The following is a 21,551-nucleotide window of genomic DNA, read 5'->3' as shown; positions in this document are numbered from 1 at the left end:
GGTCCCGTCCGACCGCCGAGCGCCCCGCCCGCGACTACCGCCGGCGGGGCGCTCCGCATCGGCGCCCCGCGTCCTCGTCCGCTGCCGTGCCGGGCGCCGGCCCGCGGAGTCGGCGGGGCCATGGACGCACCAGACACGCGCTGAGCCTGCGCCCGCCCATCCCGACCGCGCCGTAGAGTGCAAGAGGCGCTTCCCACCTCGTGAACACAGCGCGATGTGGGAGGGGCGGCTTAGAATTGATCGAGAGCACGATCCGCAGCACCCGTTGGTGCGGACCCAAACTCCACGTCAGGAAGGTGGCACCCATGGCACGAGTCGGAGAGGGCGCTGACCTGCTCAAGTGTTCCTTCTGCGGGAAGAGCCAGAAGCAGGTGGTCAAACTGATCGCCGGCCCCGGTGTCTACATCTGCGATGAGTGCATCGAGTTGTGCAACGAGATCATCGAGGAGGAACTGGCCGAAGCCGGTGAACTCGGCCTGGTGGACCTGCCCAAGCCCAAGGAGATCTACACCTTCCTGGAGGAGTATATCGTGGGCCAGGACAGTGCCAAGAAGGCACTGGCGGTGGCGGTGTACAACCACTACAAGCGCGTCCAATCCGGTGAGGCCCCCGGCGGCGCCGACGACGACGGTGTGGAGTTGAGCAAGTCCAACATCCTCATGGTCGGTCCCACCGGGTGCGGTAAGACCGAACTGGCCCGCACGCTGGCGAAGATGCTGAACGTGCCGTTCGCGATCGCCGACGCCACCGCCCTCACCGAGGCCGGGTACGTGGGCGAGGACGTGGAGAACATCCTTCTCAAACTGATCCAGGCCGCCGACTTCGATGTGAAGAAGGCCGAGACCGGGATCATCTACATCGACGAGATCGACAAGATCGCCCGCAAATCCGAGAACCCCTCCATCACCCGCGACGTCTCCGGTGAGGGTGTGCAACAGGCGCTGTTGAAGATCCTGGAGGGCACCCAGGCTTCGGTGCCGCCGCAGGGTGGTCGCAAGCACCCGCACCAGGAGTTCCTGACCATCGACACCACCAACGTGCTGTTCATCGTGGCCGGGGCCTTCGCCGGACTGGACGACATCATCTCCACCCGGGCGGGTAAGCGCGGGATCGGTTTCGGCTCTCCGCTCAAGAGCGCCGACACCATGGGGATGATCGAGGACGTCATGCCCGAGGACCTGCTCAAGTACGGGCTGATCCCGGAGTTCATCGGGCGCCTGCCAGTGGTGGCCACCGTGAGCCCGCTCGACGTGGCGGCGCTGAAGCAGATCATCACCGAACCGCGCAACGCCCTGGTGAAGCAGTACAAGCGAATCTTCGAACTCGACGGCGTGGAACTGGAGTTCACCGACGACGCCATCGAGGCGGTGGCCGAACAGGCCGAGTTGCGTGGCACCGGTGCTCGGGCGCTGCGCTCGATCATGGAGGAGGTGCTCCAGCCGGTGATGTTCGACATCCCCTCCCGGGAGGACATCGCCCGGGTGGTGATCACCCGTGAGGTGGTGCTGGAGAACGTCAACCCGACCCTTGTCCCGCGGGACCGGGACACCAAGGAAGAACCGCGCGAGAAGAGCGCCTGACCGTAGGCCCTACTCGCGGCTCAGTCGCGCTCGGCGGACCGGTGCGCCCAGTGCGGGCTATCGGCGTCCACCGGAGCAGCCCGCCCCCGGTCCGCGCGGTGCGTACCGCCGGACTGGCGCGACCACCTGCGCTGATCGAAGACCGGCGGCCTCTCGAGTCGCGAGCCGGCGCAGGCGTTGTTTGACTGGCATCGGACCTATCCCGATACGCAGGAGGTTACCGATGCGACTGCAACTTCCGGAGCTGCCCACCGATACCGCCGTGGTGACCGTGGTGTTCGACGCCACCCGCACCGGACCGAAGGCGCAGGAGGAGATGGACGCCCGCTGGCGCTCGCTGTCCTCGCAGTTGTCCGAGCAGGGTGCGAGCGAGGAGTTGCTGGAGGTCCTGGCCGAGCGAGTCCGGGAGAACACCGGCGCCTCCGGGACCCATGGGCGCATCCTGGTCGCCACCGCCGAGGGCGTGCAGATCGACCGCCTGCTCTCCGAGCCGCCCGCAACGGACTCAGCGGTACTGGGCCGCGGTGTGGATGTGCTCTCGCTGGCGTGGCAGGCCGATGACACCGTGCGGGCGGTCTTGGTGGAGGTGGACCGCTCCGGTGCCGACCTGAGCACGCTGGACACCTCCACGGCTGCGGACCGCTCCGCCGAGCGCACCGTTACCGGGGACCAGGACGAGTTGACCAAGAACCGCGAAGGCGGCCTGGCACACCGCCGCATCCACTCCCGCGCGGAGGACTCCTTCGAGCGCAATGCCACGCAGATCGCGGAGGAGATCGAGCGCTACGTGCGCAGCGAACAGCCCGAACTGGTGCTGCTGACCGGTGAGCTCCGGATGGTGGCGCTCCTGCGTGAGGCCGCCACCGAACAGGTCACCGGAATCACGCACGTGCTCGAATCCGGTTCCAGAGCAGACGGGGTGCACGAGGGCGCATTCACCGAGGAGATCGCCGGAGTCTTCCACCAGTACCGGATGCGGCGCCGGGAGCAGGTCCTGGAGCGCTTCAAGGAACAGGCAGGCCGGGACGGTGCCGCCGTGGCCGGTGTGGACGACGTGCTCGATGCGCTGCGCCGAGGCCAGGTCGAGGAGGTTCTGCTGGCCGAGACGGTGCTGCACGCTGATTCGGCGCTGCGCACCACCACGGCGTGGATCGGGTCCGAGGCGGTCCAGGCCGGGATGAGCGAGGAGGAGGTTCGCGGACTCGGCGCGGACCAGCCCCAGCAAGTCAGCGCCTCGGCGGCCCTGGGCCGACTGGTCGCGGCCACCGATGCCGGGATCACCCTGGTGGATGAGGCCGCCCTGGACGTGCCTGATGACGTCGCAGCCCTGTTGCGTTGGGACGATGACTCCACACCTGGCCAGTCGACCTACACGATGAGCCGGGACGCCGGGGCGACCAGCGGCTCGCGGGATGGCGCCGGGGCCCACAGTGGCCTCACACGGTGATGGTGTGCCAGGTGTCGGGCTGAACGTCTCGGGGGCCCCCGCTGTGGATACCCAGGGCTGGGGTGACCAGATCCAGGGCGATCGTCGCCTTGGTGACGCTGTCCTCATGTGCGGGCACCCCCGGGCTGCGGCGCACACAGATGGCCACCTCCGGCGCGCGGTGCAGTGCCGCGATCCGCTGTAACGGATCGGTGATCGAGAGTGCTTGCGACTGCCCGTCCAGGTACTCCAGCCGGCGCCCGGAGGTGCTCCCGGGTGCGGCGGGCTGCGCTCCGGACGCCAACTCGGGGTCCAGGAAGTGGTTGGTGTGGTTCAACGCCGCCCCTTCGACTCCCTCGACGACCCCGACTCCCACCGGTGTCGCCTCCACACAGGCCGCCCGCAGGTGCCCGCTGCGGGACGCGATGGTGAACACGCTGGAGGCGCCGAAGGTGAGCGAGCGGGCTACCTCGATGGCCTCGGAGACGGTTGTCGCGACCTCCAGGATGTGCCGTGCCGCCACGTGCACCGGGGTCCCGCTCCGGGACCCGTCGCTGCGGTGGCGCAGGATGTTGAAATGTAGTCCCAGGCCGTGACTGTTCACTCCGATCTTGCCGACCTGCCCGAACTCGGCGAAGGTCACCACCTGGGATCTCGCCTCGGCGGTGGGAAAGGCCGACACCAACGACTCCGTCGCCAGACCCGGCCGCCAGTCCCATGTCTGCATGGTGTGCGGGATACCGCCGCTGGGCCAGAACACGGCGGCCGAGCACTCCTGCGCAGGTGGGGCCAGGGCCAGGATCTCGGTGCGCGCGTTGAGCATCATGACCTGCCAGGCCGGCAGGTCGGCACCGGTGGCGATCTGCTCGATCTCCTCCGACAGATCCGGCATGCCGGCCCGGATACCCTCACCCGCCGACTCACTGACCCGGCGGACCGTGTCGGCATCGATACCGACGGTCCTGAAGTGCTGCTGGTACTCGCCCACCGCAGCGCGGATCTGCCTCGACCATGTGCTTCCGTACTCCCGGCCGCGCTCGGCCGGATTGCTGGTCGCGGTGCGGTGGGTGTGGATCGTCATCGCCGTCATGACACCTGACTCTGCCATGTCCGCCGGTGCGACCGAGGGGGTCGGTGCGCATACGATGAGACGATGAGTTCCTCACCTGACGGCGGAGCCGGCATTCCTTCCGAACTCCTCAGCCTGCGGGGCAGCATCGACAACATCGACGCCGCACTGGTGCACCTGCTCGCCGAACGGTTCAAGTGCACCCAGAGCGTGGGCCGGCTCAAGGCCGAACTGGGACTGCCGCCCTCGGATCCGGCGCGGGAGGAACGCCAGATCGCCCGCTTGCGCGCGCTCGCCGAGGATGCCGGGCTGGACCCGGTGTTCGCCGAGAAGTTCCTCAATTTCATCGTGGCCGAGGTGATCCGCCACCACGAGGACATCGCCGGCGCGCGGCCCTGACCGACGCGATACCCGCACCCCGCACACTCCCGACCCGAAGGACCCCGTGATGCTGCCCCTGAAACTCGGTTACAAGGCTTCTGCCGAACAATTCGATCCGCGCGAGTTGGTGGAGATCGCCGTCGCCGCCGAGGGACACGGCATGGAGTCGGTGTTCGTCTCCGACCACTTCCAGCCCTGGCGCCATGAGGGTGGGCACGCGCCGGCCTCGCTGGCCTGGATGGCCGCGGTGGGGGAGCGGACCTCCTCGGTGCAGATCGGCACCTCGGTGATGACCCCGACGTTCCGGTATAACCCTGCCGTGATCGCCCAGGCATTCGCCACGATGGGGTGCCTCTACCCGGGCCGGGTGATCCTGGGAGTGGGTACCGGCGAGGCGCTGAACGAGATCGCCACCGGGTGGGACGGTCCCGGGGACCAGCACTGGCCCGAGTTCAAGGAACGTTTTGCCCGGCTGCGCGAGGCGATCCGGTTGATGCGCGAGTTGTGGACCGGTGAGCGAGTGAGTTTCAAGGGGGACTACTACTCCACCCACGACGCCAGCATCTACGACGTCCCCGAGGGCGGCGTGCCGGTCTACATCGCCGCGGGCGGGCCGATGGTGGCCCGGTACGGGGGGCGGGCCGGGGACGGGTTCATCTGCACCTCCGGCAAGGGTGCCGACCTCTACACGGAGAAGTTGCTGCCGGCGGTCGACGAAGGGGCAGCCAAGGCGGAGCGTGACGCGGAGGGTATCGACCGGATGATCGAGATCAAGGTCTCCTACGACACCGATCACGACGCCGCGCTGGAGAACTGCCGGTTCTGGTCACCGTTGTCGCTGAGTGCGGAACAGAAGCACTCAATCAACGATCCGATCGAGATGGAGCGGGCAGCCGACGCCCTGCCGATCGAGCAGATCGCCGAGCGCTGGATCGTGGCCTCCGACCCCGACGAGGCGGCGAGCAAGGTGCTGGAGTACCACCGAATGGGCTTCAACCACCTCGTCTTCCACGCACCGGGGCACGACCAACGCCGATTCCTGGAGTTGTTCGAACGTGACCTGGCCCCGCGCCTGCGTGCCGTGACGGGCTGAGGCATGCCGACCCGGGGGAATGGAACCTGACGGCAGGCGGTTACCTCACGTGTGAGTACTCCGATCGCTGTGAACATCTGGTCCGACATCGCCTGCCCGTGGTGCTTCATCGGCAAGCGCAAGTTCGAGGCGGGACTGGCCGCCTTCGACGGCGCCGACGACGTCGAGATCACCTACCACTCCTTCGAACTCGCCCCCGATACCCCGGTGGACTTCGAGGGCAGCGAGGCCGACTTCCTCGCCTCGCACAAGGGTATGGACGTCACCCAGGTCGAGCAGATGCTCCGGCAGGTCACCGCCGTCGCGGCCGACGTCGGCCTGGACTACGACTTCGACTCGGTCCAGCACACCAAGACGCTGCTGGCCCACCAGGCGTTGCACTACGCCAAGGCCCACGGCAGGCAACTGGATCTGGTCGAGCGGTTGTTCGCCGCCTACTTCGAGCAGGGCCGGCACGTGGGCCGTGCCGACGAACTGGCGGACCTCGGCGCCGACGTCGGACTGGACCGTGAGGAGATGCTCGCGGCCCTGGAGGCGGGCACCTATACCGGGGCCGTGGACGCCGACATCGCCCAGGCCCGCGCCTACGGCATTCAAGGCGTGCCCTTCTTCGTCGTCGACGGGCGCTACGGCATCTCGGGAGCCCAGAAGCCCGAGGTCTTCACCCAGGCGCTGGAGCAGGTGCGCTCCGAGCGTGCCGGAACTCCGGCATGACCGGAACCCGCCGCGACGATCAGGCCCCCTCGCCAACCGCGGGCACCGCTGCCCGGCCCGCCGTAGACCTCACGGCCCCACGTTCCGGACTGATCAATGTCGGGGCTCCCGAGGCCGGGGTTTGCGTCGACGGAGTCTGCGCAGTACCCGAGCCGGAGTGAGGAACCGTGGCGAGCCAGGCGGCGAGGGCAGCGCAGCGAAGACGTCCGGATGCTCCGCGACCAGTTTGACCCGCTGCCCGTCCTGTTCCACCTACGCCGGTGCGGCGTCGCCCGGTTCCGCACCCTGAGATCCGCCGCAACTGCGGGCTTGCTCAACCCGGGTGCGCCTAGCCCCGCGCTGTCGGCTCGAAGGTGAAGGCCGGAGTGGTGTTCGACCCAGCCACGCCGAACGCGGTTCCGTCCTGGATCCACATCGCCAGCCGTGCCTGCAAGTCCGCCCACCCGTAGTCATAGCTGTCGATGGCGCCCTGACCGAATGCGCCGATCGCGTCATGGGTCACGGTGACGCGGGTGCCCTCACCCGCGCGTGCCAGGCGGTACTCCACCTTGCCGGTGGTCGCCCCGCCCATGCCCATCGCGCCGGTCCAGGCCAGGAGGTGAGCGGGTTCGAGCTCGGAGATGGTGCCCCAGGAGGCCTGGTGGTCGGCGGCCACTTCCTGGACCTGTCCGCCGAGCCGGGCGTCGATGGACAAGTGGGGCTTGGGGTCCTCGATGAGCAGATACGGGCTGCCCCACCACTGGCTGGGTTCATCGACCAGCGCCGACCAGACCCGCTGCGCTGGCGCGGCGATCGTGATGGCCTGCACCACATGCAGGCTGTTGACAGCGGTCATGGGAGGGTCCTCTCGTCGGCTTCGGTCAATCCGTTCGGCGCTGAATCGCAATCGGTCCAAGGAGGTGGCCATCGCCCGGTCCGGTCCGGGCAGCCAGCCGATGGTGGCCCGGTGCAGCGCGGAGCCGTTGAGTGCGTTGATCCGTTCCCGGCCACGCTGGGTCACCAGGACCAGATCAGCCTCGCGCAACACCCGCAAGTGTCGTTGGGTGGCGAAGCGGCTCGGCGACTGCCCGTGGTCCTCGAGCGCGGCGTGCAGCACGCCTGTGGGCTGCGGGCCCTCGCGGAGCACCTGCATCACGTGGCGCCGGGCCGGATGCGCAAGCGCCGACCAGACCGCATCGACATCAACCACCAGCGCCTCCCAATGTGTGCGCTCTAGCGCACATACTGGCACGGTCCGCGGTGGGCGTCGAGGCCCCGCGCGGCAGGCAGGTACGGCTCAGCGCGTCGGGGTGTCCTCGATCTGCAGGTCCCCGCGCACCGCGACTTCATCCCCGACGGCGAAAGTCAGCTCGCCCCCGACCACGCCCGCGGCCCGCAGATCGCCCCGCACCTGCTCCAGCAACGCCGGGTCCGGTGCGGTCAACTCGACATCGCCGAACGGGGTGCGCTGGGAGACCTTCGCGGTCGACTTGACCTTACGCAGTGCGCTGAGCGCAGCCCCGGAGGCGTCGAGCAGGTCCAGGTCGGCGTCGCCGCCGGCGGCACGCAGCGGCTCCGCGGAGGGCCACGCCGCCCGGTGCACAGAGCCTTCCCGCCACCAGGACCAGACCTCCTCGGTGGCGAACGGCAGCACGGGGGCGAACAACCGCAGCAGCACGTCCAGGCCCAGATACAGCGTGGCCCTGGCCGAGGCCACCGCGGCCGCCGGGGCGTCCCCGCCGCCGTAGGCGCGTTCCTTCACCAGTTCCAGGTAGTCGTCGCAGAAGGTCCAGAAGAAGCTCTCCGTCACCTCCAGGGCGCGGGTGTGGTCGTAGGCCTCCATCGCCGCGGTGGCCTGCTCGACCACCCGGGCCAGGTTCGCCAGCACCGAGCGGTCCAGCGGCTCACTCACCGAGGCGGGGTCCAACCGCACCGGTTCATCCCCGGCGAAGGACAGCGCGAACTTCGAGGCATTCAGCATCTTGATGGCTAGGCGCCGCCCGATCTTCATCTGGGTGGGCCGTTGCGGGTCGAACGCGGCATCGGCGCCCAGCCGGGCCGAGGCTGCCCAGTAACGCACCGCGTCGGCCCCATGCTGTTCCAGCAGACCCATCGGGGTGACCACGTTGCCCTTGGACTTCGACATCTTCTTGCGGTCCGGGTCCACGATCCAGCCCGAGATCGCGGTGTGCTTCCAGGGCAACCGGTCGTGCTCGAGGTGGGAGCGCAGCAGGGTGGAGAACAGCCAGGTGCGGATGATGTCCTGGCCCTGAGGGCGCACGTCCATCGGGTAGACCCGGGCGAACAGGTCCTCATCGTCCAGCCACCCGCCGGTGATCTGCGGGGTCAGGGAGGAGGTCGCCCAGGTGTCCATGATGTCCGGATCTCCGACGAACCCGCCGGGCACCCCGCGCTGGTTCTCGGTGTAACCAGGGGCCGGCTGTGCGGAGGGGTCCACCGGAAGCGCTGCCTCATCCGGGAGGATCGGGGCGGTGAAGTCGGCCTCGCCGTCGGTGTCCACCGGGTACCACACCGGGAAGGGCACACCGAAGAAACGCTGCCGGGAGATCAACCAGTCACCGGAGAGGCCATCGACCCAGTTCTGGTAGCGCACCCGCATGAAGTCGGGGTGGAACTGCAGTTCCTTCCCGCGCGCGGTCAACTCGCTGCGCAGGGGCTCATCGCGGCCGCCATTGCGGATGTACCACTGCCGGGAGGTGACGATCTCCAGGGGCCGGTCGCCCTTCTCGAAGAAGTTGGCCTTGCGCTGCACCGCTTCGGGTTCGGTGAGGAGGTCACCGCTGTCCCGCAATGCTTCCACCGTGGCGGCCCGGGCGGAGAAGGTGGTCCTGCCCGCCAATGCGGATTCGTACAGCGCCGCGCCAGCCCCGCTGACCCACTCGGGCGTATCGCCCTGCAGCCTGCCGTTACGCCCGATCACCGACCGGGTCGGCAACTGCAGGTCGCGCCACCAGCCCACATCGGTCAGGTCACCGAAGGTGCAGCACATCGCGATCCCGGAGCCCTTGTCCATCTCCGCGCCCGGGTGAGCCAGCACCGGCACCTGGACCCCGAACAGCGGCGTGCGCACCGTGGTGCCGAACAGCGGGGCGTAGCGCTCGTCGTCGGGATGAGCGATCAGTGCCACACAGGAGACCAGCAACTCCGGGCGAGTGGTTTCGATCACCACCTGCTCGCCGCCGGCCGAGTTGTCGGAGTGGAACGCGACCTTGTGCATGTGCCCGGGATAGTCCCGGGCTTCCAACTCGGCCTGCGCGACTGCGGTCTGGAACGTGGTGTCCCACAATCCCGGCGCCTGCGCCTGGTAGGCCTCCCCCCGGGCGAGGTTGCGCAGGAACGCCGTCTGGGCGACCTTCTGGGCGCGGGCATCGATGGTCTGGTACTGGTACGACCAGTCCACGCTCAGCCCCAGGTGTCGCCACAGGTGCTCGTAGGCCTGTTCGTCCTGCGCGGTCAACTCCAGGCACAACTCCACGAACTTGCGACGCGAGACCGGCACCTGGTCGGCCGGCTTGATGGTCTTGGAGCCATCACCGGGAGGGGTGAAGTCCTCCTCGTAGGGCAGGGTCGGGTCGCAGCGCACGCCGTAGTAGTTCTGCACCCGGCGCTCGGTGGGCAGGCCGTTGTCGTCCCACCCCATCGGGTAGAAGACCTCCCGGCCGCGCATGCGCTGGTAGCGGGCCACCAGGTCGGTGTGGGTGTAGGAGAAGCAGTGCCCGATGTGCAGCGACCCGGACACCGTCGGCGGTGGGGTGTCGATGGAGAAGACCTGCTCGCGGGTGGCGCTGCGGTCGAAGGCGTAGGTGTTCTGCGCCGCCCACGATTGAGCCCAGCGATCCTCGAGTCCGTCCACGCCCGGTTTGTCCGGTACCTGCGCGACCGGGCGGATGGGCTCGGTCGGCACGGGCGGGGGACCTGCGGGGCTGGAGGTAGTCATGAGCGGTATCTTCCCAGACTCGGTGGGGTGGCCGGAAATCGTGCCCACGGTCCCGGGCTCACGCCCGAGACCTCACCCGCCCGGTGGGCGCTGCGGGCACGTCGCGGGCGTATCGGCGTCGGAGAACCGGGCGATGGTGGCCTCGGCCCGGCGCACCCGCCGGGTGTCGGCGCCGGCGAGGGCGTCCCCCATGAAGGCGTGTTCGGCGCGGGTCCGTTCGGCGACGGGATCGCCGGTGCTGGCCCGGGCCTGCACCAGGTGCCACCAGTCGGCCAGGTCACCCCAGCCCGGGGCGGCCAGGGACCCACCGAACTGTTGCACCGCCAGCGCCGAACACAAGGCCGCGAACCGTAGGCGCTGGCGGAGCGGCCAGCCCCGCAGGGTCCCCGCCACCAATGACGCGGCGAAGACGTCCCCTGCCCCGGTGGCATCGGTCAACTCCACCGTCAGTGCCGGGATCTGCTCGCGTTCACCCGTGGAGTGGTCGATCGCGGCCACCCCGGCGGCACCATCGGTCACCACGGCCAGGGGCACCAGTTCGGCCAATGCGGCCAGCGCCCGGTCCGGGGTGTCGGTGCGGGTGTAGCCCATCGCCTCCGCCGCGTTGGGGATGAAGGCGTGGCACCCCTCCAGGGCGCGCAGCACCGCGGGGTCCCACGTCTGCTCCGGATCCCAGCCGGCGTCGGCGAACACCAGCGCACCCTCGGCGGCGGCGCGGCGCCACCAGTGCTGTTCCCTGGTGGCCGGATCGCCCAGGTCCACCAGCACGCTCGCAGCGCTCGGCGGGCGGTGCAGCGCAGCGGTCACCGAGTGCGGCGGCGGATGGCCGTGGGTGACCATCGCCCGGTCGGCTTCGACCGCCAACGACACGGTCACCGGGGTGTGCCAGCCGGACTGGCGCCGGGACGCGGACAGGTCGATGTGTTCCTGCTCGCTGAGCACCTGCCACATCCAGTCCCCGTACAGGTCGTCGCTGAACGCGGCCGCCAGAGCGGTGCGCAGACCGAGTCGGGCGGTGGCCACGGCCAGGTTCGCGATGCCGCCGGGACTGGAGCCCATACCTCCGGTCCACACCTCGGTGCCGGGGGCGGGTGGATGGGGGAAGCCGGTGAACACGATGTCGAAGAAGACCATCCCGGAGAGCATCACGTCGACCACGGGTTCGGCGTCGCCGCCGGCCCGTTCATCCACGGCAAGCTCCGCGCCGGCCGGCTCAGCATCGACCCGCGCAGCGCCCTCCCGCTCAGCATCAACCTGCTCAGCGGTGTCGGCCCCACCCTCGGGGCCGGTCGGGTCGGTGGCAGCCATCGCCCCTGAGTGTGCCACTCGCCCTCCGTCAGCGTCACGGCGATACTGTGACCGGTATGCAACTGACCATCCTCGGCGGTGGGGGCTTCCGGGTTCCGCTGGTCTATCGCGCGCTCACCCGGGCTCACCAGCAGGCGAGACCGACGTCGGTGGTGCTCTACGACGTCGACCCGCACCGCCTGAAGGTGATCGCGCAGGTCTGCACCACGATCGCTGCCGCGGTCCCGGGCGCCCCACCCGTGCGTACCACCTCGGACCTTGACACGGCGCTGCGCGGTGCCGGCGTCATCTTCAACGCCATCCGCGTCGGTGGCACCGCCGGACGGGTCGTCGACGAACGCATCGCGATCGAGGCCGGGCTGCTGGGCCAGGAGACGATCGGCGCCGGCGGACTGGCCTTCGCCCTTCGCACCCTGCCCGTCGCCACCGGGATCGCCACGCGCATCGGCCGCCTGGCCCCGGATGCCTGGACGATCAACTTCACAAACCCCGCCGGGATGATCACCGCGGGGATGCGCGCCCACCTGGGGGATCGGGTGTTCGGCATCTGCGACACCCCCCTGGCCCTGGTGGCCCGGGTGGCCCGGCTGCTGGGAGTACCGGCCGAGCAGTCCCGCCCGGACTATCAGGGCATCAACCACCTTGGCTTCCTCACCGGCTTCTTCCACGAGGGCCAGGATCTGCTGCCGGCCCTGCTCGCCGATCCGGAGCGGCTGGGCCGGCTGGAGGAGGCACGAATCCTCGGTGCCGAACGGATCCAGCGGACCGGGGCGATCCCGAACGAGTACCTGTACTACTACATCGCGGCGCCACAGGCCCCGCCCACCACCCGCGGGGAGTTCCTGGCCGCCCAGCAGGCCGTCTTCTACGACGCCGGACCCGACGGCGACGCCTACGGACGCTGGCAGGCGGTGCTCGACGAGCGGGAGTCCACGTACATGGCGGAGGCGCGGTCGCAGGATCGCCACAGTGACGACGTCGCCGTCGGTGGCTACCACGACGTCGCCGTGGACCTGATGGCAGCGCTGCGGACCGGACGCCCGGCCCGGATGATCCTGGGCGTACGCAACGCCGGCACCATCGCCGCCCTGCCGGACGAGGCAGTCGTGGAGGTGCCGTGCACAGTCGACGACGACGGGGCTCACCCGATCGCACCCCGCACCGAACTGGGACAGGAGCAGGCGGCCCTGATGCGCTCGGTCATCGGTGCCGAGACCAGCCTGGTCGCAGCGGTCGGCGCAGGGTCTCGCGAACTGGCCGTGCAGGCCTTCGCCGCGCACCCACTGGTCGGTGGACGGGCGCGGGCTGAGGCCCTGGTGCGGGCCTACACCCGAGCGCACTCCCGCATCGCCGAGGTGCTGATCAACCCCTGACTCCTGGTCCGGCGGCCGCGGGACCGGCTCAGACGCCCTGTGCGAACTCCACGCTGTCGGCCAGGTGCTGCAACTGCTCGGGCACCGGACGCCCCTTGGCGAGCATCGACGTCGCCCACAGCCGCCCGGCCCGGTAGGAGGAACGCACCAGCGGCCCCGCGAGCACCCCGAGGAAGCCGATCCGCTCGGCGACCTCCTTGAGCTCGACGAACTCCGCGGGCGGCACCCAGCGCTGGACGGGCAGATGCCTCGGGCTCGGACGCAGGTACTGGGTCAGCGTGATCAGGTCGCAGCCGGCCTCCTGCAGGTCCCGCAGTGCGGCCACGATCTCCTCGGGCTCCTCGCCCATCCCCAGGATCAGGTTCGACTTGGTGATCAAGCCGTAGTCACGGGCCTGGCTGATCACCGCGAGGGAGCGCTCGTACCGGAACGCCGGCCGGATCCGTTTGAAGATCCGCGGCACGGTCTCGACGTTGTGCGCGAATACCTGGGGGCCGGCATCGAACACCTCGCGCAGGAGGGCCGCCTTGCCGGAGAAGTCGGTGGCGAGCAGCTCCACACCGGTGCGCGGATTGAGGCGGTGGATCTGCCGTACGGTCTCGGCGTGCAACCATGCGCCCTCGTCGGGCAGGTCATCACGAGCCACCCCGGTGACGGTGGCGTAGCGCAGTCCCATCTCCCGGACGGATTCGGCGACCCGGCGCGGTTCGTCGGTGTCGTAGGCGGCCGGTTTGCCGGTGTCGATCTGGCAGAAGTCGCAGCGGCGGGTGCACTGGGAGCCGCCGATGAGGAACGTGGCCTCGCGATCCTCCCAGCACTCGTAGATGTTCGGGCAGCCGGCCTCCTGGCAGACGGTATTGAGGTTCTGCTGGCCGACCAGGGATCGCAACCGTCGGTACTCGGGTCCCATCCGGGCCCGGGTCTTGATCCACTCCGGCTTCTTCTCGATCGGGGTCCGGGAGTTGCGGACCTCGAGCCGGAGTAGCTTGCGGCCCTCCGGTGGGGCGCTCACCGGGCCACCAGCGTGTGCGTCATCGGTTCCATCGCCACCTCTCGGCTGAACTCGGGGACATGGGCATGGATCGCCCCGATCAGGTCTTCAGGGTCGATCCGGGCGCCCCGCACGGCGCTGAGGGTGGTGACGCCGGCGTCGGTGATGCCGCACGGGACGATCGCGGCGAAGGGCTCGAGGCTGTTGGAGCAGTTGATCGCGAAGCCGTGACCGGTCAGGCCCCGGGCCACCCGGATCCCGACCTGGGCGACCTTCGCCGGAACAGCATCTCCGACGTCCACCCACACCCCGGACTGATCCGGTACCCGGAACCCGGTCACCTGGTGCTCGGCGAGCACGTCGATAACCAGGGACTCCACCCGGCGCAGGTATCCCACCACGTCGCGGGGGCGGCGCAGGGCCAGGATCGGGTAGCCCACCAACTGACCAGGGCCGTGCCAGGTCACCTTCCCGCCACGGTCGACCTCGACGACGGCCGAGCCGTCGGTGGGGAGTTCCTCGGCCGTGGTGCGCCGGCCGGCGGTGTAGACGCTGGTGTGCTCCAGCAGGAACAGCGTGCCGGCGGAGGCGCCGGTGCGCACCCGTTCCCGTTCCTCGCGTTGCAGGTCGAGTCCGCGCTGGTAGTCGAGGTAGGCGGGCGCGAGACCGGCGGTCCTGACGGTGAGCATGGACCTAGCGTACGGGTTATTGGGCGCGGTCCAAAAATGCGGGTGAGGTCTCGTTCGTTGGGACGTTCTGTCCTGGCCGCGCAGGGCGCTGCGGGAGCGGTGCGGCCGCACGAGTGCCGCCAGGGCCCTCGGCCCCGCCGGCCGCCGGCCGCCGGTAGGCTAGACCTCCATGGGCTGCGCGATCGGGTACTCGGCGATGCTGGCGCAGTTCCCGCCGGCCGCTGCGGTCGCCCTGAGCGCGCTGGCACAGGAGCACGGCTTCACCGGCACCATGGCGGCCGACCACTTCCAACCCTGGGTGCCGGCGCAGGGCCAGGCCCCGTTCGTCTGGAACGTCCTGACCGCGATCGCCGAACGCACCAGCGGTGACATCGGCCCCGGCGTCACCGCGCCGACCTTCCGTTATCACCCGGCGGTGGTGGCCCAGGCCAGCGCCACCCTGGCGGCGATGTACCCCGGGCGGCACTGGCTCGGACTGGGTTCGGGGGAGGCCCTGAACGAACACGTCACCGGGCAGTACTGGCCCGAGGCACCCAGCCGGATCGCCCGACTGTTCGAGGCGATCGAGATCATCCGCCGACTCTTCACCGCCTCCGCCGCCGGTAAGGACGCCAAGTTCTCCGGGGAGTACTTCCAGTTGGAGTCCTCCCGGTTGTGGACCATGCCGGAGCAGCCCCCGCCCATCCTGGTAGCGGCCTCCGGCCCGGTGACGGCGCGCCGCGCCGGGGCCCGTGCCGACGGGCTGATCACCCAGGAGGCGCCACCGGAGCGCCTGGCGATGCTGTTGGCCCGGTTCGCCGAGGGGGCCAGGGAAGCGGGTAAGGACCCGGCTGCGATGCCCAAGGTGTTGCAGGTGCACCTGTCCTGGGCGCCCACCGACGGCGAGGCGCTGGACAATGCCATGACGCAATGGCCCACCGGGGCGATGCGGTTCTCCACCGCCGATATCCGCTCCCCGTTCACGGTCGCCCAGATGGCCAGGATGCTCCGTCCGGAGGACTTCGAGGGGCAGCTGGTGATCTCCTCCGACCTCGACGTGCACCGCTCGGCGCTGCAGCGCTACATCGACCTGGGATTCGACCGGATCTACCTGCACAACGTGGGTCGCAACCAGGCCGAGTGGATCGAGATCTTCGGCGCCGAGGTACTGCCCGCATTGAAAGGACGCACCTGATGCTTCTCGCCCAGGCCCCCGAGGGCCTGCCGGAGATCACCTCCGGCACGGACCTGGCCGCCGTACTCACCCCGGTGCTGGGGCGCTTGACCTGGCCGGACGGAGAAGCCGGCATCGCCGATGACGACGTGGTGGTGATCGCCTCGAAGATCGTCGCCAAGTCCGAGGGTCGGTTGATGGCCGCGGCCAGCCGGGAGGAGGCTATCGACGCCGAGAGCGTGCGGGAGGTCGCCCGGCGGGATCGGGAGGACGGGCCACCGCTGCGCATCGTGCAGACCCATCACGGCCTGGTGCTGGCCGCCGCCGGGGTGGACACCTCGAACGTGCCCCCGGGAATGGTGCTGCTGCTGCCCAAGGACCCCGACGCCTCTGCCCGGGCGATCCGGCGCGGTCTGCACGCCCGGCTCGGGGCACGCCCGGCGGTGCTGATCACTGACACCGTGGGCAGGCCCTGGCGCCGCGGTGTCGCCGACATCGCCATCGGCGCCGCCGGTATCGAGGTCCTGGCGGACCTGCGCGGGCAGCATGACGCGCAGGGGGTGCCGTTGCAGGCCACGATCATCGCCCAGGCCGACGAGATCGCCGCTGCGGCGGACCTGGTCCGCGGCAAGACCGGGGGGCGCCCGGTGGCGGTGGTGCGCGGGCTGAGCGTGACCCGGACCGAGGATGGCCCCGGCGCCCAGGCGGCGATCCGACCCCCGGAGGAGGACATGTTCCGCACCGGCACCTGATGCCTCGGTCAGGAACCCACTGCCCAGTTCGGCAGTTCGTTTCCGAAGGCGACGGTGAACCGCCGAACTCCCGATCGCTCGCGCGACTGGACGTGCGCTGCTAGCCGGTGGCCGGGCGTGCCCAGAGCTGTTCCGGGCTACGCCCTGGTCGGAACCCGAAATGCTCGAGCATCGCCGTCGCTTCGGGAAAGTCGCGTGCGATGGCATCGGGGGTGTGGGCGTCGCTGCCGAAACTGACCATGGTTCCGCCCGCTTGCGCCCACCACTGCGGGATCCATGGCCAGAGGCGCTTCGTGTTCATCTCCAGGGCCCGCCCGCTCCCGGCGATTGCGCGCATCGCGCCCCGGAACTGCTCCTCGAATCGCCGCGGGTCGAACGGTCCGGCCTCGATTGGCCACTGGCGTACCGCGTAGTCGATGTGGGTGACCACCTCAAAGGACTCCGAGCCTGAGACCATGACCGGTATCTGCTCGAGATACTCGTTCATGACCTCGGCTGGATCATGGTCGCGGAAGAGGGTGTTCGGCTCGGCGGGGCCCTCGCCGAGGTCAAGGGTGTGCAGCGAGCCGAGCACGCGGTCGACCCGGCTGAGGTCGACCATCTGGCTGGCCGCGGTGGCGTAGAGGTGTGGTTGGCCGAACTCGACCCTGCCTGCGTCGTTTCAATCCGGACCGCCTGCGCGCACGTGGCGCGCATCCGACCAGCAGCCTGGGATCCGGGTCCTCCTGTATCCCAGGACCACTCACTATGAACATGACTGTCAGCGGGAAGCGTCATGACGAACTCCGCGGGGTGCTACAGCAAGGGGGAGAAGGGGCGGATCAGCCGTTCCAGGACCCGGTGGCCCAGGCTGCGGGCGTTCCATTCCTCGGCGGTCAGTTGGCGGCAGTTGGTCAGGTCCACCGCGAAGATGTCTTCCATGTGCTGCGCCAGTGCGGCATCGAAGAGTTCGAGGTTGATCTCGAAGTTGCCGATCAAGGACAGCCGGTCGATGTTCGCGGTTCCGATGGTGGACCAGCGTCCGTCCACCGTCATCGTCTTGGCGTGCATCATGGCGTCCTGGAACAGCCACAACGTGACCCCGGCATCGAGCAGTTGGGTGTAGTGGGAGCGCGCAGCCCAGTCGGTGACGATGTGGTTGGAGATCTCCGGGATCACCACCCGCACGTCCACACCCCGCCGGGCGGCGGCAATGAGGCCGCGCAGGATCTCCCGGTCCGGGATGAAGTAGGCCTGGGTGATGTAGATGTGATGCTCGGCCCGGTCCATCGCGTCCAGGTAGACCCCGCGCACCGGGAACAGCATCCGGCTCGGGGCGTTCTGCGCCGCCCGGATCCGCGGCTCCCACAGTTTGACGCCCTGGTCGGGAAGTTCGGGGTGGCGCGCCGTTCGGTGGTCGTTCCAGAAGTCGACGAACGCGTTGGCCAACTCCCAGGTGGCCGGCCCCTCCAGCCGCAGGTGCGTGTCGCGCCAGGTGGAAGCGTACAGCGATCCGATGTTGTACCCGCCGACGTACCCGACCTCGTCGTCGACCACCAGGATCTTGCGGTGATCCCGGCCGGTCTTGCGGAGGTTGAAGGTGAGCAGCCCCGGACGGAAGAGCGGGAAGTGCAGCAGGTGCAACGTGGGCAACTTCGGGAATCTCTTGAACCGTGGATCGACCACCAGGTTGCCCCAGGTGTCCATCACCACGTACACCTGCACACCACGCCGGGCGGCGGCGATCAATGCCTGCTTGAACGCCGCACCGACCTCATCACCCTTCCAGATGAAGGTCTCGAAGTAGATGGAGTGCTCGGCACTGCGGATGGAGTCCAGCATTGCCGCATACAGGTCCTCACCGAAGGTGAAGGTGGTGGCTTTGGTGCCGGCGATCTCGGTGGACCAGGGCGCCATGCGCGGGAAGACCCCGCGGTAGGGGTCGCGCAACTTCCGCAGGTGCTCGGCCACCACCACGCCCACCAGCGCCGCCAGGTGTACCGCCGCGACGATCCGGATCCACCATTGGGCGGCCCGGCCCAGGGACGTCCAACTCGGGCGCGGGAGGTCGAACTGCAGCCGCGGCCCCCGATTCGTCATAGGTCCAACCTAGGTGATCGGCACCCCGAGACGGGACAGGATTAGCGCGCGCCCACCGGATGTCGACACCCACTCCGCCCCCACTCCCCAGACCGCGCCGATCAGGTCGGTGGTCAGGACCTCCGCGGCCGTTCCGGAGCCGGCGGTGCGGCCGTCATGGAGTACCAGCAGGTCATCGCAGGTCCGGGCGGCCTGGTCCAGATCGTGCATCGCCACCAGTACCCCGGTGCCGGCGGCGGCCACGGCGTGGATCAGGTCCAGCACCTGCAACTGCGCCGCCACGTCCAGGTGATTGGTCGGCTCGTCCAGCACCAGCACCTGAGGTTCCTGCGCCAGCGCCCGGGCCAGGTGCACCCGCTGGCGCTCGCCACCGGAGAGGGTGGCGATGTCCCGCTGGGCCAGATGGGCCGCGCCGGTGCGCTCCAGGGCGTCCATGGCCAGTTCCACGTCGGCCGGGGAGTCCGCTGCGAATGCCCCTAGGTGGGGGGTGCGGCCCAGCAACACCACGTCGAGCACGTCCATGGACACCTCGGTGGGGGAGTCCTGGGCCACGAACGCCACCGTCCGGGCACGCTCGCGCCGGCTCATCGTGGCCACGTCCGTTCCGTGCAGGCGCAACCGGCCGGCCTCCGGTGACAGCGCCCCCACGACCAGGCGCAGCAAGGTGGACTTCCCCGCCCCGTTGGGACCGAGTACGCCGGTGATCCCTCCGGCGCGCACGCTCACATCCACCCCGTCCAGCAACGTGACGTGCGGTGCCACGCGGTACGTCAGCCCGCGGGCGGTCAGCACCGGGACCGTCATGTGCCACCTGCCGTGGCCTTCCGGTTGCGCATCAGCAACCACGCGAACACCGGTGCCCCGATCCCGGCTGTGAACACCCCGACCGGCACCTCCATCGGTGCGAACACCACCCTGGCCGCGGTGTCGGCCCAGAGCAGGAACAGCGCCCCGGCGCAGGCCGACAGCGGCAGCAACCAACGGTGGCGACGGGTCAGGGCCAGCCGGATGATGTGCGGGATCACCAGCCCGACGAACCCGATCGCGCCGCTGACGGCCACCATCGCCCCGGTCAGGAGCGCGCTCATGGTCAGCAGCATCCAGCGCATCCCCCGCACGTTCACGCCGAGGGACGCCGCGGAGGTGTCCCCGAAGGCGAAGGCGTCCAGGGACCGGCCCGCCCCGATCAGCACCACCCCGATCACGGCCAGACAGACCCCGGCGATCAGCACCGAGGCCCAGCCGGCCCGTGCCAGCGACCCCAGCAGCCAGCCCAGGATCTCCCGGTAGGAGTCCCCGCGGGTGGTGGCGAAGATCGCGAAGGAGACCAGCGCGGAGCAGGCCTGCGCCACCGCGATCCCGGCCAGGATGGTGCGCGCCGGTGTGAGGGCCCCCCCGACTCCGGCGAGCGCGAGCGTGGCCGCCAGGGCCAGCAGAGCACCGGCGAACGCCGCGACCGGCAACCACAGTCCCACCCCGAGCAGCAGCACCGCCACCGCACCCAGCGCCGCTCCGGAGGAGACCCCGAGCAGGTAGGGATCGGCCAGTGGGTTGCGCGTCAGGCCCTGCATCACGACTCCGCACAGCGCCAGCCCGGCTCCCACCGCCATGGCGGTCAGCACCCTGGGCGCCCGGCCCTGCCACACGATCGCATCCCGGGCCGGGCTCAGCGGGTTCGCGGCCTGCTCCATCCCCGGTAGCACCCCGCTGAGGTGGTGCCAGCCGGAACCGAGGATCTCCGCGGCGCTGACTCCCGCCGGCCCGATCCCCATCGCCACCACCGCCGAGGCGACCAGCCCGACCATGCCCAGCACCAGCCAGGGGGCCAGTCGTGGTCGCTGCGGCAGCGCGGGGCCGGTCGGGGCCTGCAGCCCCCGGCGTGGGGTGACGGTGGCGGTCACGACAACCCGGCCTCTACCTGCGCCAACTGCTCACCGAGGTCGACGGCGGCGGCCGCGGACCGGATCCCCGCTTCGGTGGTGGGGAAGTCCAGGATCAGGTACCGCCCCTCGCTCACCGCGGGCAGCGCGGCCATGGCCGGCACCGACTCCAGCACGGAGATCTTGTGCTCGGCGGTGTTCCAGTCCGAGTCCACCAGCACGATCACGTCCGGTTCGGCATCGGCCACCGCCTCCCAGGACATCGACGCCCAGCTGTCCTCGATTCCGCCGGCGATGTTCTGCAGCCCCACGGTCTCCATCAGCAACTGTGGTGCGCCGATACCCGCCCCCACGAACGGGGTGTCGGAGCCGGAGGAGTACCACAGGGCGCTGAGCCCGGCCTCGGACGCCGTCACCTCCTCGAGGCGGGCCTGCTGCTCGGTGACGAGCCGGGCGGCGGCTTCTGGCACGCCGAAGATCTCCCCGGCCTGGTGGATCTGGTCTGCGATCTCGGCGAAGGTCAGCGGGTCGGGCATGTAGTCCTCCCCCTGGCAGGCCGGTGGGGAGACGTAGGTGGCGATGCCCAATTCGTGCAGGGACTCCCGCGACCCCAGGCCCTCATCGGTGAACGTGGACTCCCAGCCGGCGAAGATCAGGTCCGGGTCGGCGGCCAGGACCACCTCGGTGGAGGGGTCCCGTTCGGCCAGTTCGGGTACCTGTGCTGCCGCGTCGGTCAGTTCGGGGGGTACCGGACCATCCAGGAAAGCGTGCCCGACCACGGCCTCACCCATCCCCAGAGCCAGCACCAGTTCGAAGGTGGTGGACTTGATGGTCACGATCCGCTCCGGGGAGTGGGAGAAGGTCACCTCGGTGCCACAGTTGTCCACCGTGACCGGGTAATGACCGGCCGCGTCGTCGTCGGCCGCCTCCGGGACGGACTGCGGGCCGGTGGGTGAGGCGGTGCTGCATCCGACCAGGACGAGCGCGGCAAGGGTCAGCGGCACAGCGTGACGGACACGAGGGTTCACGGGGGCTCTCCGGATGGATCGGTGATCTGGTGGGCCAGAGCCGGGCCCGGACGTCCGGACAGAGTCGGTCCGGGGTTGGCCGGGGCAGAGAGGACCCG

Annotated in this window: 19 protein-coding genes; 8 read left to right on the top strand and 11 right to left on the bottom strand. The window is 69.7% G+C overall.

Features of this window, described 5'->3' with window-relative positions:
• The first annotated feature begins 305 nt into the window (after positions 1 to 305).
• On the top strand, positions 306 to 1,580 hold the full coding sequence (gene clpX / locus ACO0LV_RS13665) for an ATP-dependent Clp protease ATP-binding subunit ClpX (protein ID WP_424788468.1): 1,275 nt from the start codon (positions 306 to 308) through the stop codon (positions 1,578 to 1,580).
• A 223-nt stretch (positions 1,581 to 1,803) separates the two neighbouring features.
• On the top strand, positions 1,804 to 3,027 hold the full coding sequence (locus tag ACO0LV_RS13660) for a Vms1/Ankzf1 family peptidyl-tRNA hydrolase (RefSeq protein WP_424788467.1): 1,224 nt from the start codon (positions 1,804 to 1,806) through the stop codon (positions 3,025 to 3,027).
• Here ACO0LV_RS13660 and ACO0LV_RS13655 read toward each other — a convergent pair.
• Positions 3,017 to 4,087: a C45 family autoproteolytic acyltransferase/hydolase gene (locus ACO0LV_RS13655; RefSeq protein ID WP_424788466.1), complete on the bottom strand. Its 1,071-nt coding sequence runs from the start codon at positions 4,085 to 4,087 to the stop codon at positions 3,017 to 3,019. The genes ACO0LV_RS13660 and ACO0LV_RS13655 overlap by 11 nt on opposite strands.
• A 72-nt stretch (positions 4,088 to 4,159) precedes the next feature.
• Here ACO0LV_RS13655 and ACO0LV_RS13650 point away from each other — a divergent pair, with 72 nt between their 5' ends.
• The 3 genes from ACO0LV_RS13650 to ACO0LV_RS13640 are packed head-to-tail and all read left to right on the top strand — an operon-like array spanning position 4,160 to position 6,263.
• Complete coding sequence (locus ACO0LV_RS13650; RefSeq protein WP_424788465.1) at positions 4,160 to 4,474, top strand: chorismate mutase; 315 nt, start codon at positions 4,160 to 4,162, stop codon at positions 4,472 to 4,474.
• 49 nt (positions 4,475 to 4,523) lie between these two features.
• The gene (fgd, locus tag ACO0LV_RS13645; RefSeq protein WP_424788464.1) at positions 4,524 to 5,549 is read left to right on the top strand and encodes a glucose-6-phosphate dehydrogenase (coenzyme-F420); all 1,026 of its coding nucleotides are present in this window, start codon (positions 4,524 to 4,526) and stop codon (positions 5,547 to 5,549) included.
• 51 nt (positions 5,550 to 5,600) lie between these two features.
• Positions 5,601 to 6,263 carry a DsbA family oxidoreductase gene (locus ACO0LV_RS13640; protein WP_424788463.1) on the top strand — a complete coding sequence of 221 codons (663 nt, stop codon included), beginning with the start codon at positions 5,601 to 5,603 and terminating at the stop codon, positions 6,261 to 6,263.
• Between the two features lie 328 nt (positions 6,264 to 6,591).
• On the opposite strand, the gene ACO0LV_RS13635 is transcribed toward ACO0LV_RS13640, so the two are convergent.
• From ACO0LV_RS13635 to ACO0LV_RS13625, 3 genes are all read right to left on the bottom strand, one after another.
• Positions 6,592 to 7,452, bottom strand: a complete 861-nt coding sequence (locus ACO0LV_RS13635) for an SRPBCC domain-containing protein (protein WP_424788462.1) — start codon at positions 7,450 to 7,452, stop codon at positions 6,592 to 6,594.
• An 87-nt stretch (positions 7,453 to 7,539) separates the two neighbouring features.
• Entirely contained in the window at positions 7,540 to 10,200 is a 2,661-nt protein-coding gene (valS, locus tag ACO0LV_RS13630; RefSeq protein ID WP_424788461.1) for a valine--tRNA ligase, read from the bottom strand.
• 72 nt (positions 10,201 to 10,272) lie between these two features.
• Positions 10,273 to 11,508 carry a carbohydrate kinase family protein gene (locus ACO0LV_RS13625; RefSeq protein ID WP_424788460.1) on the bottom strand — a complete coding sequence of 412 codons (1,236 nt, stop codon included), beginning with the start codon at positions 11,506 to 11,508 and terminating at the stop codon, positions 10,273 to 10,275.
• Positions 11,509 to 11,564: 56 nt separating this feature from the next.
• On the opposite strand from ACO0LV_RS13625, the gene ACO0LV_RS13620 reads away from it, so the two are divergent.
• Positions 11,565 to 12,881, top strand: coding sequence for a 6-phospho-beta-glucosidase (locus tag ACO0LV_RS13620; RefSeq protein ID WP_424788459.1), 1,317 nt, complete (start codon positions 11,565 to 11,567; stop codon positions 12,879 to 12,881).
• 28 nt (positions 12,882 to 12,909) lie between these two features.
• Here the strand turns inward: ACO0LV_RS13620 and lipA are convergent, their stop codons facing one another.
• Together lipA and lipB are read right to left on the bottom strand one after the other, a co-directional pair.
• On the bottom strand, positions 12,910 to 13,893 hold the full coding sequence (gene lipA / locus ACO0LV_RS13615) for a lipoyl synthase (protein WP_424788458.1): 984 nt from the start codon (positions 13,891 to 13,893) through the stop codon (positions 12,910 to 12,912).
• Complete coding sequence (lipB, locus tag ACO0LV_RS13610) at positions 13,890 to 14,561, bottom strand: lipoyl(octanoyl) transferase LipB (protein WP_424788457.1); 672 nt, start codon at positions 14,559 to 14,561, stop codon at positions 13,890 to 13,892. Before lipB ends, lipA begins: the two co-directional genes overlap by 4 nt.
• Before the next feature lie 169 nt (positions 14,562 to 14,730).
• Between lipB and ACO0LV_RS13605 the strand changes: the two genes are divergently transcribed.
• Positions 14,731 to 15,735, top strand: a complete 1,005-nt coding sequence (locus ACO0LV_RS13605) for a TIGR03557 family F420-dependent LLM class oxidoreductase (protein WP_424788456.1) — start codon at positions 14,731 to 14,733, stop codon at positions 15,733 to 15,735.
• Positions 15,735 to 16,466 (top strand): coenzyme F420-0:L-glutamate ligase, encoded by a 732-nt coding sequence (gene cofE, locus ACO0LV_RS13600; protein WP_424788455.1) that lies wholly within the window; start codon positions 15,735 to 15,737, stop codon positions 16,464 to 16,466. The genes ACO0LV_RS13605 and cofE overlap by 1 nt, the downstream gene beginning before the upstream one ends.
• A 100-nt stretch (positions 16,467 to 16,566) precedes the next feature.
• On the opposite strand, the gene ACO0LV_RS13595 is transcribed toward cofE, so the two are convergent.
• From ACO0LV_RS13595 to ACO0LV_RS13575, 5 genes are all read right to left on the bottom strand, one after another.
• Positions 16,567 to 17,067, bottom strand: coding sequence for a hypothetical protein (locus ACO0LV_RS13595; protein WP_424788454.1), 501 nt, complete (start codon positions 17,065 to 17,067; stop codon positions 16,567 to 16,569).
• A gap of 194 nt (positions 17,068 to 17,261) precedes the next feature.
• Positions 17,262 to 18,545, bottom strand: a complete 1,284-nt coding sequence (locus tag ACO0LV_RS13590) for a phospholipase D-like domain-containing protein (RefSeq protein WP_424788453.1) — start codon at positions 18,543 to 18,545, stop codon at positions 17,262 to 17,264.
• 9 nt (positions 18,546 to 18,554) lie between these two features.
• Positions 18,555 to 19,349, bottom strand: a complete 795-nt coding sequence (locus ACO0LV_RS13585; protein WP_424788452.1) for an ABC transporter ATP-binding protein — start codon at positions 19,347 to 19,349, stop codon at positions 18,555 to 18,557.
• On the bottom strand, positions 19,346 to 20,446 hold the full coding sequence (locus ACO0LV_RS13580; protein ID WP_424788451.1) for a putative F420-0 ABC transporter permease subunit: 1,101 nt from the start codon (positions 20,444 to 20,446) through the stop codon (positions 19,346 to 19,348). Before ACO0LV_RS13580 ends, ACO0LV_RS13585 begins: the two co-directional genes overlap by 4 nt.
• Positions 20,443 to 21,453: a putative F420-0 ABC transporter substrate-binding protein gene (locus ACO0LV_RS13575; RefSeq protein WP_424788450.1), complete on the bottom strand. Its 1,011-nt coding sequence runs from the start codon at positions 21,451 to 21,453 to the stop codon at positions 20,443 to 20,445. The genes ACO0LV_RS13580 and ACO0LV_RS13575 overlap by 4 nt, the downstream gene beginning before the upstream one ends.
• Positions 21,454 to 21,551 lie beyond the last annotated feature (98 nt).

The organism is Pseudactinotalea sp. Z1739, assembly GCF_049725055.1.
Classification (GTDB): Bacteria; Actinomycetota; Actinomycetes; order Actinomycetales; family Beutenbergiaceae; genus CALKWS01.
The sequence above is the reverse complement of the archived record's forward strand: the minus strand, read 5'-3'. Positions and strand labels throughout refer to the sequence as shown.

Excerpts from the sequence above, each read along its gene's own strand:
- lipB (WP_424788457.1), bottom strand. The coding sequence starts at position 14,561 with ATGCTCACCGTCAGGACCGCCGGTCTCGCGCCCGCCTACCTCGACTAC.
- ACO0LV_RS13625 (WP_424788460.1), bottom strand. The coding sequence starts at position 11,508 with ATGGCTGCCACCGACCCGACCGGCCCCGAGGGTGGGGCCGACACCGCT.
- ACO0LV_RS13585 (WP_424788452.1), bottom strand. The coding sequence starts at position 19,349 with ATGACGGTCCCGGTGCTGACCGCCCGCGGGCTGACGTACCGCGTGGCA.
- valS (WP_424788461.1), bottom strand. The coding sequence starts at position 10,200 with ATGACTACCTCCAGCCCCGCAGGTCCCCCGCCCGTGCCGACCGAGCCC.
- ACO0LV_RS13595 (WP_424788454.1), bottom strand. The coding sequence starts at position 17,067 with ATGGTCGACCTCAGCCGGGTCGACCGCGTGCTCGGCTCGCTGCACACC.
- ACO0LV_RS13590 (WP_424788453.1), bottom strand. The coding sequence starts at position 18,545 with ATGACGAATCGGGGGCCGCGGCTGCAGTTCGACCTCCCGCGCCCGAGT.
- ACO0LV_RS13655 (WP_424788466.1), bottom strand. The coding sequence starts at position 4,087 with ATGACGATCCACACCCACCGCACCGCGACCAGCAATCCGGCCGAGCGC.
- ACO0LV_RS13605 (WP_424788456.1), top strand. The coding sequence starts at position 14,731 with ATGGGCTGCGCGATCGGGTACTCGGCGATGCTGGCGCAGTTCCCGCCG.
- clpX (WP_424788468.1), top strand. The coding sequence starts at position 306 with ATGGCACGAGTCGGAGAGGGCGCTGACCTGCTCAAGTGTTCCTTCTGC.
- cofE (WP_424788455.1), top strand. The coding sequence starts at position 15,735 with ATGCTTCTCGCCCAGGCCCCCGAGGGCCTGCCGGAGATCACCTCCGGC.
- ACO0LV_RS13660 (WP_424788467.1), top strand. The coding sequence starts at position 1,804 with ATGCGACTGCAACTTCCGGAGCTGCCCACCGATACCGCCGTGGTGACC.
- ACO0LV_RS13650 (WP_424788465.1), top strand. The coding sequence starts at position 4,160 with ATGAGTTCCTCACCTGACGGCGGAGCCGGCATTCCTTCCGAACTCCTC.
- ACO0LV_RS13620 (WP_424788459.1), top strand. The coding sequence starts at position 11,565 with ATGCAACTGACCATCCTCGGCGGTGGGGGCTTCCGGGTTCCGCTGGTC.
- fgd (WP_424788464.1), top strand. The coding sequence starts at position 4,524 with ATGCTGCCCCTGAAACTCGGTTACAAGGCTTCTGCCGAACAATTCGAT.